Origin of the sequence: Microtetraspora sp. NBRC 16547 (genome assembly GCF_030268965.1) — a bacterium.
Classification (GTDB): domain Bacteria; phylum Actinomycetota; class Actinomycetes; order Streptosporangiales; family Streptosporangiaceae; genus Microtetraspora.
Genome location: NZ_BSSE01000014.1, coordinates 68,886 through 83,658, shown reverse-complemented (window position 1 = coordinate 83,658; position 14,773 = coordinate 68,886). Strand labels below are relative to the sequence as shown.

Annotated in this window: 17 protein-coding genes and 1 pseudogene; 9 read left to right on the top strand and 9 right to left on the bottom strand. The window is 69.5% G+C overall.

Going from position 1 to position 14,773, the window contains the following annotated elements; genetic code table 11:
* Both QSK17_RS19940 and QSK17_RS19935 read left to right on the top strand, forming a co-directional pair.
* Complete coding sequence (locus QSK17_RS19940; RefSeq protein ID WP_285706430.1) at positions 1-930, top strand: AfsR/SARP family transcriptional regulator; 930 nt, start codon at positions 1-3, stop codon at positions 928-930.
* 4 nt (positions 931-934) lie between these two features.
* Complete coding sequence (locus QSK17_RS19935) at positions 935-1,420, top strand: cupin domain-containing protein (RefSeq protein ID WP_285706429.1); 486 nt, start codon at positions 935-937, stop codon at positions 1,418-1,420.
* Between the two features lie 187 nt (positions 1,421-1,607).
* Here the strand turns inward: QSK17_RS19935 and map are convergent, their stop codons facing one another.
* On the bottom strand, positions 1,608-2,375 hold the full coding sequence (gene map / locus QSK17_RS19930; protein ID WP_285706427.1) for a type I methionyl aminopeptidase: 768 nt from the start codon (positions 2,373-2,375) through the stop codon (positions 1,608-1,610).
* A 52-nt stretch (positions 2,376-2,427) separates the two neighbouring features.
* On the opposite strand from map, the gene QSK17_RS19925 reads away from it, so the two are divergent.
* The 3 genes and pseudogenes from QSK17_RS19925 to QSK17_RS36215 all read left to right on the top strand — a co-directional run bounded on the left by QSK17_RS19925 (position 2,428) and on the right by QSK17_RS36215 (position 3,518).
* On the top strand, positions 2,428-2,745 hold the full coding sequence (locus tag QSK17_RS19925) for a helix-turn-helix domain-containing protein (RefSeq protein ID WP_285706426.1): 318 nt from the start codon (positions 2,428-2,430) through the stop codon (positions 2,743-2,745).
* An 87-nt stretch (positions 2,746-2,832) separates the two neighbouring features.
* Positions 2,833-3,060 (top strand): annotated as a pseudogene (locus tag QSK17_RS36220) (transposase family protein); the annotation flags it as partial.
* Positions 3,061-3,299: 239 nt separating this feature from the next.
* A complete protein-coding gene (locus QSK17_RS36215) occupies positions 3,300-3,518 on the top strand; it encodes a transposase (RefSeq protein ID WP_352231818.1) in 219 nt (72 codons plus the stop codon).
* A gap of 1,000 nt (positions 3,519-4,518) precedes the next feature.
* Here QSK17_RS36215 and QSK17_RS19915 read toward each other — a convergent pair.
* Genes QSK17_RS19915 through QSK17_RS19905 form a run of 3 tightly spaced genes read right to left on the bottom strand, consistent with a single transcriptional unit; the run spans position 4,519 to position 6,733 of the window.
* Positions 4,519-5,751, bottom strand: coding sequence for an RNA polymerase sigma factor (locus QSK17_RS19915; RefSeq protein WP_285706424.1), 1,233 nt, complete (start codon positions 5,749-5,751; stop codon positions 4,519-4,521).
* Complete coding sequence (locus QSK17_RS19910; RefSeq protein WP_285706422.1) at positions 5,748-6,071, bottom strand: YciI family protein; 324 nt, start codon at positions 6,069-6,071, stop codon at positions 5,748-5,750. Before QSK17_RS19910 ends, QSK17_RS19915 begins: the two co-directional genes overlap by 4 nt.
* 53 nt (positions 6,072-6,124) lie before the next feature.
* Positions 6,125-6,733 carry a dihydrofolate reductase family protein gene (locus QSK17_RS19905; RefSeq protein WP_285706421.1) on the bottom strand — a complete coding sequence of 203 codons (609 nt, stop codon included), beginning with the start codon at positions 6,731-6,733 and terminating at the stop codon, positions 6,125-6,127.
* 427 nt (positions 6,734-7,160) lie between these two features.
* Here QSK17_RS19905 and QSK17_RS19900 point away from each other — a divergent pair, with 427 nt between their 5' ends.
* Complete coding sequence (locus tag QSK17_RS19900; RefSeq protein ID WP_285706420.1) at positions 7,161-7,322, top strand: hypothetical protein; 162 nt, start codon at positions 7,161-7,163, stop codon at positions 7,320-7,322.
* 17 nt (positions 7,323-7,339) lie between these two features.
* On the opposite strand, the gene QSK17_RS19895 is transcribed toward QSK17_RS19900, so the two are convergent.
* The 3 genes from QSK17_RS19895 to QSK17_RS19885 all read right to left on the bottom strand — a co-directional run bounded on the left by QSK17_RS19895 (position 7,340) and on the right by QSK17_RS19885 (position 9,076).
* Positions 7,340-7,948, bottom strand: coding sequence for a TetR/AcrR family transcriptional regulator (locus QSK17_RS19895; protein WP_285706419.1), 609 nt, complete (start codon positions 7,946-7,948; stop codon positions 7,340-7,342).
* Positions 7,945-8,268: a DMT family transporter gene (locus QSK17_RS19890; protein WP_285706418.1), complete on the bottom strand. Its 324-nt coding sequence runs from the start codon at positions 8,266-8,268 to the stop codon at positions 7,945-7,947. The genes QSK17_RS19895 and QSK17_RS19890 overlap by 4 nt, the downstream gene beginning before the upstream one ends.
* Positions 8,269-8,371: 103 nt before the next feature.
* Positions 8,372-9,076: a DJ-1/PfpI family protein gene (locus QSK17_RS19885; protein WP_285706417.1), complete on the bottom strand. Its 705-nt coding sequence runs from the start codon at positions 9,074-9,076 to the stop codon at positions 8,372-8,374.
* Between the two features lie 350 nt (positions 9,077-9,426).
* Between QSK17_RS19885 and QSK17_RS19880 the strand changes: the two genes are divergently transcribed.
* Positions 9,427-10,422, top strand: coding sequence for a GlxA family transcriptional regulator (locus QSK17_RS19880; protein WP_285706416.1), 996 nt, complete (start codon positions 9,427-9,429; stop codon positions 10,420-10,422).
* Between the two features lie 128 nt (positions 10,423-10,550).
* Here the strand turns inward: QSK17_RS19880 and pdxR are convergent, their stop codons facing one another.
* Entirely contained in the window at positions 10,551-12,041 is a 1,491-nt protein-coding gene (pdxR, locus tag QSK17_RS19875; protein ID WP_285706415.1) for a MocR-like pyridoxine biosynthesis transcription factor PdxR, read from the bottom strand.
* 160 nt (positions 12,042-12,201) lie between these two features.
* Between pdxR and QSK17_RS19870 the strand changes: the two genes are divergently transcribed.
* Both QSK17_RS19870 and QSK17_RS19865 read left to right on the top strand, forming a co-directional pair.
* Positions 12,202-12,801, top strand: coding sequence for a mycothiol-dependent nitroreductase Rv2466c family protein (locus QSK17_RS19870; protein ID WP_352231817.1), 600 nt, complete (start codon positions 12,202-12,204; stop codon positions 12,799-12,801).
* Between the two features lie 126 nt (positions 12,802-12,927).
* Positions 12,928-13,926 carry a radical SAM protein gene (locus tag QSK17_RS19865; RefSeq protein ID WP_285706413.1) on the top strand — a complete coding sequence of 333 codons (999 nt, stop codon included), beginning with the start codon at positions 12,928-12,930 and terminating at the stop codon, positions 13,924-13,926.
* 268 nt (positions 13,927-14,194) lie between these two features.
* On the opposite strand, the gene QSK17_RS19860 is transcribed toward QSK17_RS19865, so the two are convergent.
* Positions 14,195-14,767, bottom strand: a complete 573-nt coding sequence (locus tag QSK17_RS19860) for a TetR family transcriptional regulator (RefSeq protein ID WP_285706412.1) — start codon at positions 14,765-14,767, stop codon at positions 14,195-14,197.
* Between the last annotated feature and the right edge of the window lie 6 nt (positions 14,768-14,773).

Sequence of the window (14,773 nt, the reverse complement as noted above, 5' to 3'; positions counted from 1 at the left end):
ATGGACTTCCGGCTACTCGGTGAGACGGCGGTGCTGGCGGCTGACGGCACGTCACTTGATCTCGGCCCCAGAAAGCAGCGCATGGTGCTCGGCGCGCTGATGCTCAGGGCAGATAAGACCATCGACATCGAGCAGCTCATCGACGTGATCTGGCCGGAGACCGCGAACAGTCGCGTCGCTGTGAGCAGCCTGCATGCGTACGTGTCCAAGCTGCGCCGGATCCTCGAGCCGGGTACGGAGCGACGCGGCGACTACGAGATCATCACCAGGCGCCACAGGGGCTACCGCCTGACCGTCCGGCAGGAGTCCCTGGACATCGGACGGGTGCGCATCCTGGCAGAGGAGGGCCGCAGGCTCTTCGCCGCGGGCCACAGCGCGCAGGCGTCGGCCTATCTGGGCAAGGCACTCGCCGAGTGGCGCGGGAAGCCGCTAATGGATTTTCCCGACGGGCCATGGATCCGTGACGAGGCGCACTACCTGGCCGAGTTGCACAGGGGCCTCATCGAGGACGCGGCGGAGGCGGATCTGGCTCAGGGGCTCGGCCCTGCGCTGGTCCCCGAACTGGGACGGATGCTGGCGGCCTTCCCCTACCGGGAGCGACTGCGTGCGCTCACCGCGCACGCGCTCTACCAGGCGGGCCGGCAGGCGGACGCGCTGTCCCTCATCGCCGAAGGACGCAGGCAGATGGCCGAGGCCTTCGGTCTCGACCCCGATCCCCGCATCCGCCTGATGGAGGATCGGATCCTGCACCACGATCCCTCGCTCACCCCGCGGCACGTAGTGCGACTGCACGGCAACAGCTGTGCGAGGGTGCGGCGTCAGGCGACCACCAGGCTCACTCCGAAGGTGTTGGCAACGTCGCCACAGACGGGCACTCCACCGACGACGAAAGGGGCGCTGTCATATGTCACTACCTGTTCCATCCCATGACGTCGTGGTGGTACGAGAGGCGGAGACCGAGATCCTCGCGACCGCCCAGGTGACCGGGCGACTGTATGCCGACAGCAGTCAGGTGGGGGGAGCTCTCAGCGCTCAGCGGATCACCCTCGGGCAGGGAGTCTCGGGAGCGTCGCCGCACCATCACACCAGGGCCAGCGAGCTCTTCTACGTCCTGCAGGGGGCGGCCGAGATCCTCACCGGAGAACGCGTCCTCACGGCGGAGCAGGGAGACCTGGTCGTGGTCCCGCCCCGCGCCGTCCACGCCTTCGCCGCCGCCCCCGGAACCGAGGCCGATCTGCTGATCGTCGTCACGCCCGGAATAGAGCGCTTCGAGTACTTCCGCCAACTGCAGCGTGTCGCCAGAGGCGAGGCCACCTTGGAGAGCATCCTCGAAGCCCAGGACCTTTACGACAACCACTTCGACGAAAACCAGGTCTGGCAGCAGCACCTTCTCCGGCGCGCACCGGGTTTTCGGGCTTGATGGTGCTGCGGTTCCAGGAGCCCCCGGGGATCGTCTATGACGACACAGCGTGCCCGGGCCCTGGGCGAGGGCGGGGCACGCCACCCAGGCAACCGCCGGCACGGCCTGCTGGCGTTCGGAGTGAGACTCGCGCTCACCCCAGCCCGGCCCTGACCTCGAACGAACTCCGGCCCTCTCTCATCGGGCGTTAGGGAAGGGTCAGGATGACCGGTCCGTCGTCGGTGACGGCCACTGAATGCTCGACGTGGACCGTGCGGCTGCCGTCTCCGCTGCACAGGGACCAGCCATCCTCGGCCATCGCGTAGTCGTCCCCGCCTCCGGCCATCAGGCTGGGCTCGATGGCGATGACCAGGCCGGGGCGGAGCCTCAGGCCGTGCCCTCGACGGCCCTCGTTGGGTACCCACGGGTCCTCGTGCATGGCCCGCCCGATGCCGTGGCCGGCGAAGTCGTGCTGGATGCCGTAACCGGCCGCGCGGCCGATGCGGGACATGGCCTGGCCGATGTCGCCCAGCCGCGCGCCCGGCACGGCCTGCTTGATTCCGGCGGCCAGCATGCGCTCGGCCGTCGCGATCAGATCGCCGTCGCCCTGGCGAGCCCGGCCGACGCAGAAACTGACAGCGGCGTCGGCATGCCAGCCGTCGATGTGGGCGCCGCAGTCGATGCTCAGCAGGTCGCCGTCACGGAGCCGGTAGCCGGTGGGCAGGCCGTGCAGCATGACCTCGTTCACCGAGGTGCAGATCACGCCAGGGTAGGGAGTGGCACCGAACGCCGGGTGGTAGCCGAGAAAGGACGATCCGGCTCCGGCCTCGTGCATGATCTGGCGGGCCAACTCGTCGAGCTCGCGCAGAGACACTCCGACGGTCGCGTGCGAGCGGACCTGCGTGTGTACCGCCGCGACGACCCGGCCGGCCTCACGCATCACCTCGATCTCGCCAGCGGTCTTGAGCTCGATCAATTCCTGCCTCCTTCTAGATTCCGATAACTATACCGGTATTAGTATTGGGCTCATGGTACGCGAACCGTTGTCGATCGCCGACCGCCTGCGCGGGGAACGGCTGGGCGACCTGCTGCGCGAGGCCAGGGGCCCACGCAGCATCACCGACGTGGCACTCCGGGCCGGGATCTCCCCCGAGACGCTGCGGAAGGTCGAGAGGGGCCGTATCCCCACACCGGCCTTCTTCACGGTCGTCGCCGTCGCCGGGGTTCTGGAACTGTCACTCGACGGACTGCTGGATCAGGTCAGCCTGTCCGAAACGGCCGCCGAAGCCACGGGCGAAGCCGTCGCGAACACTCCGGCCGACGGCGCGCGCAGAGCCGCAGGATGATGGTCCGGCGGGAGGACCAGCGGCCCGGCCGCCAGAACCTCCCGCACCGGCGATAAGAGGCAGCCGCCGCTACCCGTCCGGGTCCGAGATGAGCTGGGCGAGCTGTTCGCCGACGCAGAGTTCGCGGCTGCGTGCGCTATCGAGGGTAAACCGGGCTGGTCACCGGGCCGGCTGGCGTTGATCACGATGTTGCAGCGGGTGGAGAACCTGACCGACCGGCAGGCCGCCGAGACCGTACGGGCGGACTTGAGCTGGAAATACGCGCTCGGGCTGGCGTTGGATGACCCCGGCTTCGACGCCAGTGTGCTCAGTGAGTTCCGAACTCGGGTGGTCGCCCACGGCCTGGAGGAGAAGGCTCTGGACCTGCTGCTCGCCAAGCTCGCCGGCAAGGGCCTGATCGAGGCGGGAGACAAGCAGCGTACCGACTCCACCCACGTGATCAGCGCGGTCCGGGACCTGAACCGGCTGGAGTTGGCCGGGGAGTGCGTCCGCGCGGCGTTGGAGGCGATCACCGCCACCGACCCCGGCCGGATGAGGAGAGAGCGCCGACGGCTATGCGCTGGTGGAAGCGGTGTACGCGCCGTTCTCCCCTGTCTGGCTGCGGGAAGGAGTGGCAGGACAAGTACAAGCTCCGCGCTGGAGTCGAGGGCAGCATGCGCCAGGCCGTCGCGGCCACCGGCGTTCGCCGGGCCCGCTATCGGGGCCTGGCGAAGGTCCACCTCGAACACGTCCTCTCCGCTGTGGCGCTCAACCTGGGGGCAGACCAAGTATGAGAGAAAGGGACAGTCATGTCGCTGACCAGGGCGATCACACAGCCCCGCCCAGCGCGCCGCACGGCCACGATGGGTGTGCTCTTACCTGCCCGCGCTAGTCCGACCCGGGTCGTCGCGCCATAGGGTCGCCCTGCTAACCCTTTGGCCCTGAATAAGTAGCAGTCCCGCGCTTGGGCCTATGCGCCAACCTAGTCATTCGAGCAATACGAGTGATCAGGTTGGCGTTTGGTTTTCTTGGGAGCTTGCGAGTTGCCACCTCTTGGCCGTTGACCCTTATCTTCGCAATAGAGAAATTACCTGTAGCTTCTGCCGCCCAGGCGATTTCTCCAAGCGTCAGCGCCAAAACGCGCTTATGCTTGACCAACCGACCGAAAAGGTGCGCGGGCGTGAATGACACCTCTATTTTGCTGGAAGGTGATGGAAGAACTCCCCATATGATGGTGGTGAACTGGCCTGAAAGGCGCTGTAATCTTCGGGGAGAAGGCGTTGCACTCCAGTGGACCTGCGCCTCGATCACAAGTGGTATTCGCTCGGCAATGGAGTGCTGGGGAGCCCACGAACGCTCCGATGCTCTAGGGCGAAGTCTCGCTTTGGGCTCACCCTCGCACTCAAGATCCAATTCTTGTACGCTCTGAGCGAGTGGCAACTCTAGGATCATCACCATGTCTCTATTTTCCCATCGTGAGCGCTCGAGGAAATACGGGCCCACGATTCTGTACCCGCGCGGCTGACCTCGCTGATGATCCTTGCCGCGGAGGCATCGGAGCATTCGGTGGTTTGTCCGCTTCGGCGGACGCGCGCAGGCGGATCGCCTCGGCCGCGCGGCGGCAGAGTCGCGGCCGGTCGACAACAGGCCGCGTCTCTACGGCCGCCGCAACCCGGCGCCCCCGAATCCTGCGCCGTTGCTCGGCGAGAAGGGTTGGCGTCTGAACATGTCAATAGTGCAGCGTTCCGCGTCGCCTTTCATCGCTGTATCAAGTGCGCTCTTCAAGCGCGGGCGCTACTGCAGTTGGTCGCGGCGGCGGGTGAGGTAGGCGGTCTCGCCGGTGTTGCCGGCCAGCTCGATGGCCCGGTCGTAGGCCGCGCGTGACTGCTGACTTTGGCCCAGCCGGCGCAGCAGGTCGGCGCGGGTGGCGTGGTAGGCGTGATAGCCGGCCAACGCCTCGGCGAGGCGGTCAACGATGGCCAGTGCCACCTCCGGCCCGTCGAGCTCGGCCACGGCGATGGCCCGGTTGAGGGCGATGATCGGCGAGGGGTCGAGGCGGACGAGCTGGTCGTAGAGGGCGAGGACCTGCGACCAGTCGGTGTCGCGGATGTCACGGGCGGAGGTGTGCACCGCGTTGATCGCGGCGAGGATCTGGTAGCGCCCCGGAGTCGCCCCGGAAGCGGCAGCGGCCAGGCGCTCGCGCACCAGCCGATGACCTTCGGCGATCAGTTCCGCGTCCCAGGCCCCACGGTCCTGCTCGTCGAGCGGGACCAGTTCGCCGTTCGCCGAGATCCGGGCGGTGCGGCGGGCGTCGGTGAGCAGCATCAGCGCCAGCAGCCCAGCCACTTCTCCGTCCTGCGGCAGGAGCGCGCGGATCAGGCAGGTGAGCCGGATCGCCTCGGTGGTCAGCTCGTGTCGTACGGGATCGGTGTCGGGGCCGCTGGCCAGGTAGCCCTCGTTGAAGACGAGGAACAGGACGGCCAGAACGCCGGAGACACGAGCCGGCAGATCATCGGCGGACGGCATCCGATAGGGGATGCGAGCCGCCTTGATCTTGGCCTTCGCGCGGGTGATGCGCCGCTCCATGGTGGTCCCCTGCACCAGGAAGGCACGGGCGATCTCGGGCACGGTCAGACCGCCGACCATGCGCAGCGTCAACGCCACGCGCGCTTCCATCGCCAGCGCCGGGTGACAGCAGGTGAAGATCAGCCGGAGCCGGTCGTCATCGATGGCGCCAACAGGCTCGGGCGGGTCGTCGTACGTCATCTGAGCCTCCCTGTGCTTGTCGTCGCGCTTGTTCTCACGCCGGATCCGGTCGATGGCCTTGCGGTTGGCGGTTGTGGTCAGCCACGCGCCGGGATTAGGCGGTACGCCGTCGGCCCGCCACCGCTCCACGGCGGTCGCGAACGCCTCGGAAGCCGCCTCCTCGGCGATGTCGAGGTCACCGAAACGCCTGGTCAGGGCGGCCACCACCCGCGCCCACTCGTCGTGGTGGGCCCGGGTGATCGCCTCCTCGACGTCGCTCACAGGAACGGCCGCACCTCGACCTTCCGATCGCAGACCTTCGACGCCTCGGCGGCGAGCTTGAGCGCCACATCCAGATCGGGGGCCTCCCACACCCAGACGCCGGCGAGGTACTCCTTCGACTCCACGAAAGGCCCGTCGCTGAACACCGCCTGCTCGCCCCGGTTGTCGATGACGGTGGCCGTGTCGGGCGAGGCGAGTCCGCCCGCGAAAACCCAGTAGCCCTCGGCGATCAGTCGTTCGTTGAACGCGCTGATGGCAGGCCGCCTGTCCGTGCTGCCGGGATTGCTCTTGTCATCGATCACGGAAACCAGGTACTGCATCTAAAGATCATCTCCTGTGGTGTCAAGACAGCATGGTTCGGTGGTCAGGGACTTCAAGCCGTTGCATACCGCGGGCGCCCGGCCGGCCGGTAGACCTGGATCGTCACGCCCTTCGAGTCGACCCGCGACTCGACCAGGTCGAACGCAAGATCCGGACCGGTCTCCGGGAACAACCGCACGCCCTGGCCGAGAACCACGGGAACAACAATCAGAGTCATCTCGTCGACCAGATCGTTCTCCAGCAGCCACCGGGTCAGGGCGCCACTGCCGTGCACCTGCAGCTCACCCCCGGGCTTGGCCTTCAGCTCACTGATGGCCGCCGCGAGGTCACCGCGGAGAACGGTCGTGTCCTCCCAACGCGGCGCGGTGAGCGTGGTCGAGGCAACGTACTTGGGGGCCTCGTTCAAGGCCACGCCGATGGGATGTGCGCGCATCTGGTCGATTGATCCCCAGGAGCCGGCGAACAACTCGTAGGTGCGCCGGCCGAACAGGAACGCCTCGGCGCGCTGGTAGGTCTGCGTGATGAACGTCCTGGTCTCGTCGTCACCCGCCCCCCGGGCCCATCCGCCGCGCTCGAATCCGTTCCTGCGGTCATCCGACGCGGCCCCGTTTCCCTGCATCACTCCATCGAGGGTGACCTGAGTCATGGTCGTCAGCTTCATGATCGCGGTTCCTTTGCCTTGGCGCCGCCCCTTGTGGGCGGCCTCACCCCTGCTACGAACACCACCGCCCCGATCCGACACCTCCTCCCGGACTTCTTTGAAGAATTTTCCGGGACGCCGGTCGTCATCGATCCGACAGCACGAGAGCGTCGCGGCGAATGCGCTCCACCTCCTCAAGCGCGCCCAGTGCGGACAAGCTCGTGGACCAGGTCGATCGCGAAGATCCTGACCAGTGGTGGCGGGCGTCGGCTCAGGGTGACGGCGGCGCCGATCGGCGCCGCCGTCACGAGTACCGGGCCACGCAGCGGCACGGAGAGCGGCCGGGATTGTGTACCCGAGCGCTCCCGCCGGAAGCGCCGATGCTTGCCGCGCCGCCGCGCTGGCCGAACTGCGACAGCTACTGTTCGAGTGGCTCACCAAGTGCGGCGTGGCTCATCCCGTAGCCGCTTCTGTGACCATCACCGCTGCCATCGACGGATACCTGCTCCAGCGAGCGCTCGATCCGTCCCTGGAGCCCAGCCCCCTGATCGAAGGGCTGGCCTGCCTCGTACAGCCATCGGACCAGGGCTCGCAAGCCCCGACGGCCTGAGCCGGGAATTGTCCAGTTCATGTGCTGATCGCGCGGAGCGCGCGGGTGACCATGTCCGCGGCCTGCTCCAGCGCCCCAGGGCGGGCCTCGACGATGTGCTCCAGCCAGAAACCCGACACCAGGGTCGCGACGAAGCGGACCTCGGACCGGCCGCAGGGGTGGCCGGACCGGTCGAGTAGCGTGCGTACGATGTCGTCCCACCCGTCGGTCCAGGCTCGGGCGATGTGCTGCAGGGCGGGCTCACGGCCCGCCTGCAGGTACAGCTCCCAGAGCCCGAGCTGGCGGCCTCTGTCCGACGCGTACGTCCGCACGAGCGTCCGGGCCAGCTCGTCGAGCGAGTCGCCGCAGGCCCGGGTGAGAGAGTCCCGCATCAGCCGCAGGTCGCGTTCGACCAGCACGGCGAAGGCCTGGGCCACCAGTTCGTCCCGCGAGGAGAAGTAGTAGGTGGTCGCCGCGAGCGGCACGCCCGCCCGTTCGGCGACCGCCCGGTGGGTCACCGCCGTGAAACCGCCCTCGCCCAGCAGAGCGACGGCCGCGTCGAGCAGCGCCTCCTTGCGGCGCAGCGCCCTCTCCTGCGGCTTGCGTCCCGGCTTCCCGCCGTCCCCGCGCGGGACCCGCCCACTCAATGAGCGCCCGCCAGGTTCAGGAGCACGACACCACCGATGATCAGCAGGATGCCGCCGATCTTCGCCGGATTCATGTGCTCGCCCAGGAAAGCCATCCCGATCACGGCGATAACGGCGGTGCCCACTCCGGACCACACCGCGTACGCGACACCGAGCGGCATCTGCAGCTTCAGGGCTCTGGCCAGCAGTACGAAGGAGGCGATGTACCCGACGATCACCAAGACGGACCACCCCTTGTGACTCAGCCCGTCGCTGAATTTCAGAGCGGTGGTCGCGACGACCTCCGAGGCGATCGCGGCGGCGAGCAGGAGCCATGCCATGGGTGACCTCCATAAAAGCGGTACGCTTGTCCAACTTTAATGGAGATATCCCGATTTATATGGGCGGTGTCGCGGGGAAGGCGGGGCGCCCGGAGGGTCGAGGTCAGGCCGTCAGGCGTGCCAGCAGTTCGGGATGACCGGCCAGCGTGGAGGCGAGCAGACCGTCTGCGATGGGACGGTAGGACGGGATGTCCACCTTGTCCCAGTCGATCCCGCCGAGCGGCGGCTGGGGGTCGTACTCGATCCAGAGCTGGACCATCCGGGCCATCTCCTCCCCCGCCAGCCGTTCCACCAGAGCGAGGGCCATGTCGATCCCGGCGGCCACGCCCGCCGCGGTGATGAACGGACCGTCCTCCACCCAGCGCTCGGCGACCGGGACGGCGCCGAACCGCTCCAGCAGGTGCCGCATCGCCCAGTGGCTGGTGGCCCGGCGCCCCTCCAGCAGTCCCGCGGCGCCCAGCAGCAGCGAGCCGGTGCACACCGACCCCACGACCTCGGCGCCCGCCGCCGCGTGCCGGATCCACCCCAGCAGTGTGTCGTCGGCGAGCGCGGCCAGCGTGCCCTCGGTGCCTCCCGGAACGACCAGTACGTCGGCTTCGGCGATCTCGTCGAAGGTGTGGCTCGCCGCCAGGGCGAGAGGCGTGTCACTGGGCAACGGAGCCGTGTCCTTCGCAAGGACCACGACCCGGTACGCCGGGTCGAACTGGGCGAGGCCGCTGAGGACCTGGAGCGGCCCGACGACGTCGAGCGCGGTCAGCCCGGGATAGAGCACGAAAGCGATGGTCTTCGTCACGTGGGTCTTCGTCATGCCCCCACGCTCACACCGCCTCCGCCGGCGTCTCAAGCCAGGCGCAGCGGGAGGTCCGAAATCCTGGGATCCCTGTCCATCAGACCCCCGCCTCAGGCCGAGCGATCGGTTCCGCGAGTCACGCCCGATGACGCTTCCAGGGGATCTTGATGTCGCATGTCCGTCACCGCGACGCGGAGAACCGGTAGGCATGGCCGTGCGCGTCCAGCGTCGCCATCGCCCGCTCGCCGACCTCCTTCTCACCGTCGTTCGGACCGGCGGGCACCCGGCAGCGGACGGTGAACGCCGAGAGGGACTCGGCGACGGGCCAGGATGTCAGGGGCGAGGAAATCTGAAGAAAGGGGCGAACGGTGATCGAACGGCGGGTCGTCGTGGTGGGGTACGAGGACGCCGAACTCCTGGACATCGCCGGGGTGACGACCCCTCTGCACGCCGCCAACCGGCTCGGCGGGCGGCCGCCGTACCGGATCAGCGTAGCCACGCCGGGCGGGCGCGCGATCACCTGCGGGAGCGGACTCGTCCTGCACGGGCAGGAACGGCTGGAACGCCTGACCGGCCCGATCGACACGCTCGTCGTGTCCGGCGGGGACGGGCACGAGACCGCGGCCGGGGACCGGCGGCTGGTCGCCCACATACGGCGACTGGCCGGGGAGAGCCGCCGGGTCGCCTCGGTGTGCACGGGCGCGAGCATTCTCGCCGCCGCCGGCCTGCTCGCCGGGCGCAGGGCCACCACGCACTGGGCGTACGCGCGCCGGCTGGCGTTGCGGCACCCGGACGTGATCGTGGATCCGGCGCCGATCTATATCCGTGACGGCCAGGTGTCCACGGCGGCCGGGGTCACGAGCGCGCTCGACCTGACGCTCGCGTTCATCGACGAAGATCATGGCCCCGAACTGGCCAGGGACGTCGCACGAGCCCTGGTGACCTACCTGCAACGGCCGGGCAACCAGGCGCAGATGAGCATGTTCGTCGCCCCTCCCTCCCCCGAACACGCGGTCGTCCGGCGGGTCGTCGATCATGTCAGCGCTCATCTGGACGGCGATCTCAGCGCCGCCACGCTCGCGGTGCTCTCCGGGGTGAGCGAGCGCCATCTCGCCCGGCTGTTCGGCGCGCATGTGGGCGAGAGCCCGGCGAGGTTCGTCCGGCGGGTCCGGACGGAGGCGGCCGCGCACCTGCTCGCCTCGACCGCGCTGCCCCTGCCCGTGGTCGCCCGCCGCTGCGGGTTCGGTTCGGCCGAGACGCTCCGCGAGGCGTTCACCAGCCGGTATGGACTCCCGCCCAGCCGTTACCGCGCCGCCAACGCGGTCGCGCCCGGAACCGATACGGCGGGCGCGTTCCGGGCCTGACATCGGGGAAACGGGGTCGGCCTCAGCCGTGTCCGCTCGTCATTCGTCGGTGAGCGCCCGCAGTACGCGCGCCGTCAGGTCGGCGGCTGCGGCGCCGGGCGCGGCAACCATGCTGGGCACGTCACCCATCAGGATGGGCGGAAGCTCGCCGCCAGGCGGCGGAGGCCCTCCTCGATCCTCTCGGTCTGGATCCTCCCGTATCCGAGCACGAGCCCCGGCCGCGCGGGAGCCTCGCCGTAGTAGGTGGCGAGGTTGTCCACGACGACGCCCGCCTGCCTCACCCGCGCCACGACTGCGCCGACGTCGACGCCCGTACCCGCGTTCCCATGGGGAACCAGCCGGGCGCACAGGTGCAGACCCGCCGCGGACGGCACGGGCCGGAGCAGGTCCGCGAAGTCGCGCAGGAGCGTCGTGAGGATCAGCTCGCGCCGGGTCGCGTACTCGCGCGTGGCCTTGCGGATCTGCCGGCCGAGCAGGCCCTCGTCGATGAACCGGGCCAGCGCCGCCTGGGTGACGACGTCGCCGTGCCAGTCGGTGAGCTGTTTGGCCTTGCGCAGCGCGGACCGGAGCGAGGCCGGGGCGACCACGAATCCGACGCGCAGCATCGGCAGCAGCGTCTTGGAGAATGACCCGACATAAATGACCCGCCCGGTTCGGTCCAGGCTCTGCAGTGGTTCCAGCGGCCGGCCGCCGAACCGGAACTCGCTGTCGTAGTCGTCCTCGATCACCGTCGCGCCGTGCCGTTCCGCCCAGGCGAGCAGCGCGGCACGGCGTTGGAGCGACATCGGCGCACCCAGCGGGAACTGGTGCGACGGTGTCACGTAGACCAAGCGTGCGGTGGCGGGGACGGCGGCGACGTCCAGCCCCTCAGAGTCGACCGGGACCCCGGTCACCCGTGCGCCCAGTGACCTGAACAGCAGTCGGGCCGGAGGATATCCGGGCTCCTCGACGGCCACGTGGTCCCCCGGCTCGATCAGCACCCTGCCGATGAGGTCGAGGGCCTGCTGCGCCCCCTGGGTGACGAGGACGTCGTCGGGCTCCGTGCGCACCGAACGGGATATCCCGATATACCGGGCGATCGCCGCGCGCAGGGCGGGGTGCCCCGCGGGATCGCCGTAGTTCTCCGCGTGGACGAGTGAGGGCCGCAGCTCGCCGGCCACGAGCCGTCGCCACGTCGCCAGCGGGAACAGGCGCGGGTCGGGCGTGCCCACCCGGAAGTCGTACGCGGGATCGGGCCGTCTCTCCCTGGTGAGCGGGGTCGGGAGGTCCCGCCACAGGCGGCGCGCCACCACGCCGGCGTCTCCGGGGGCCCTTCCGCGTCGCGGGCGGTCGGCCGCGTCTCCGGCCGCCGCCCCGGGGACCGCGGCGCCGGCGGGCACTGCCTTGCCGGTGACGAAGGTCCCCGCCCCGGCGCGGCCTTCGATGAAGCCCTCCGCGGCCAACCGCTCGTACGCCAGGGCCACCGTGTTGCGCGACACCTCAAGCCGCTGGGCCAGCTCACGCGTCGGCGGCAGGCGCTCTCCCGGCCGGAGCCGACCGTCGATTATGGCGTCGACGAACTGCCGGTAGATGCGGGCGGCGAGATCGCCCCGGCCGGCGAGGCTCACATGGAAGTCCACCCGACGAAGCCTATTTGGCCCAATCAGATCGATCGAAATTGGCTCTCCTGTAGGGCCAAGCCGCTCTCTACCGTAATCGTGTCGGACTTCGTCGGTCCGGCGAGCGAAGCCCAGAACAAGAGGAAACACAAGGAGAAGGCGACGTGACGATCGCGGACATGTGGGGTTCGACCCGAAATGCCCATGGGCCTGGATCGCGTCCCGCTGGCTGCTCGAAGTCGAGCGGGTGCGCGATGTGCGGGTGCGCTTCCACGTCATGAGCCTGGCGATGCTGAACGACGGCCGCGACGACCTCGAGGAGTGGTACCGCGCGTGGCTCGCGGACGCCTGGGGCCCGGTGCGGGTGGCGGTCGCGGCCGAGCAGAAGTACGGCAACGAGGTGCTGCGCGACCTCTACACCGCCCTCGGCACCCGGACCCACCTGGAGAAGGCGCCCGTCGGCCGTGACCTGTACGTCGCCGCGCTCACCGAGATCGGCCTGCCCGCCGAACTCGCCGACGCGGCCGACGGCACCGATCACGACGAGGCGCTGCGGATCAGCCACCACCAGGGGCTGGACCCGGTCGGTGAGGACCTCGGCACCCCTGCCGTCCACGTGCCCGGACCGGACGGCCGTACGATCGCGTTCTTCGGGCCGGTAGTGACACCGACCCCGCGGGGCGAGGCGGCCGGGCGGCTGTGGGACGGCGTGCTCCTGACCGCGGGCACCGAGGGATTCTCCGAGCTGAAGCGCGCTCGCACCCGGCCGCTCGTCGACTGAGGCCCCGGCGCAGGATCCGGCGAACAGTCAGCCGACGCGCGGCTGCGGCGGCCGCGATGTGGCCATGCGCGAGCCGTGGCCCGATTTCCTTGGCGCGCCGGTCGAATGCGTGTTCTACTGGAACTCATGCATGCGGTGCAGGAGTCGCTCCTCGACGCAGGGACCGCGCCCCCGCCGATCGAGCGCCCGCGGATCGAGCGGCAGGCGGTCACCCGGGCCTTCGACGGCGTCACCTGTCACGAGGTGCGGGCGCGCACCGCCGTCGAGCGGGTCCCGGAGGCAGCGGAGCTGCCGTTCCAGTGGAGCGTGAGCCCCTACCGGGGGTGCGAGAGCGCCTGCGCGTACTGCGCGGCCCGGCGCGACCACCGCCGACTCGGTCTCGACGCGGGCGCCGGCTTCGCCTCGACGATCGTGGTGAAGACCGGCCTGGCCGACCGGCTGCGCCGCGAGCTCGCCGCGCCGAAATGGGAGGGCGCGCCGGTCGCTCTCGGCGTGGCCGGCGACTGTTACCAGCCGGTCGAGGACGTCTACCGCCTGATGCCGCCCATCCTGCGGGCGCTCGCCGACGCCGGAAACCCGTTCACCGTGCTGACCAAGAGCCCGCTCATCCTGCGCGATCTGGATCTGCTGCGGGAGGCGGCGAAGGTGGCCCCGGTGCGCGCGGCGGTCTCGGTGGGGTTCGTCGACGATCGGGTGCGCCGCTCTGTCGAGCCGGGTGCCGCGACCCCGCAGCGCCGCCTGGAGGTGTGCGCCGCGCTCAACGACGCGGGCATCCCGTGCGGGGTGCTGATGGCGCCGATCCTCCCTCTGATCACCGACTCCCCCGACCATCTGCTCGCCACCGTCCGCAGGGCGGCGGAGGCCGGGGCGGTGAGCGTGACACCGATCGTGCTGCGGCTCCCCTCGGGCACCCGCGAGTGGTACCTCGCATGGCTGGAGCGCGAGCACCCCGGGCTCGTCCCCCGTTACCAGGCCCTGTACGGCAGGAGTCCCGTCGCCGACGCCGACTACCGCAGGCGGATCACCGCGCAGGTGCACAGCCTCGCCGAGGCGTACGGCATCGGGCGGGACAGCCGCCGCTGGCGCCGCCGCCGCTCCCCCGCCCGCCAGCTCACCCTCGCCTGACCATGATCCCGCGAGCGCGGCCAGCGCGAACCCGGCCGGCAGCGCGCTGAGCACCAAGGCAGCGGGTTGACGTGTCACGTGTCATAGACCTTCCGGTTAATCGCTGGGTAAGGATCTTCTTCCCGACCATGATTGGAATCATGAAGATCACCTGTATCAATCCCGGCGAGCTGCGACGACCGTAACGCCCTCGACCAGCAGATGCCGCCCCAGGACGGGTGCGCGGAAGAAGGCGCCGTATGGGGCGGGGAGTCGGTGCGGCGTGGCGTCAGGCCTGTTCCAGGCTCGCCGGTAGCAGGGCGCGGATCGTGGCGTGAACGGCCTCGAGGTTCACCGCCTCGGGAGCGACCCGCCACTGGGCGTGGACACCGATGACCGCCCCCACCAGCAGGACCGTGAACGCCTCCGGGGTGGTTCCCGCGGGCAGCGCCTCTGCCGGAATCCGGGCCTGTACCCCCTGCCGGAGGGCCGCATGAAGCCGCGCGTAGTGCTCGCGGATCGGCGAGTCGACCTCCACGGCCTCGGCGAGCAGGGTGATGAACAAGCGCGCGACAGGGAGGCGGATGAAGCCTATGACCTGGTCCAGCGGATCGCCGGAGCGTTCCCCCGCGGGCGAGGCGAAAGTGGTCAGCACGGCGTGGAGTTGGTCGTCGAGTACCGCTTCCAGCAGGCCCAGTTTGTTGCCGAAGTGCCAGGGGATGGAGCCGCGGCTGATGCCGGCCCTCTCGGCGATGTCGATGAAGCTCGTCTGCCGGTATCCCTTCTCGGCGAAGAGCTCGGCCGCGGCCGTCACCAGCAGCCGGCGGCTCTCCTCAGTCCTCTGGATACGTCGCGTGGCCATGCGAAC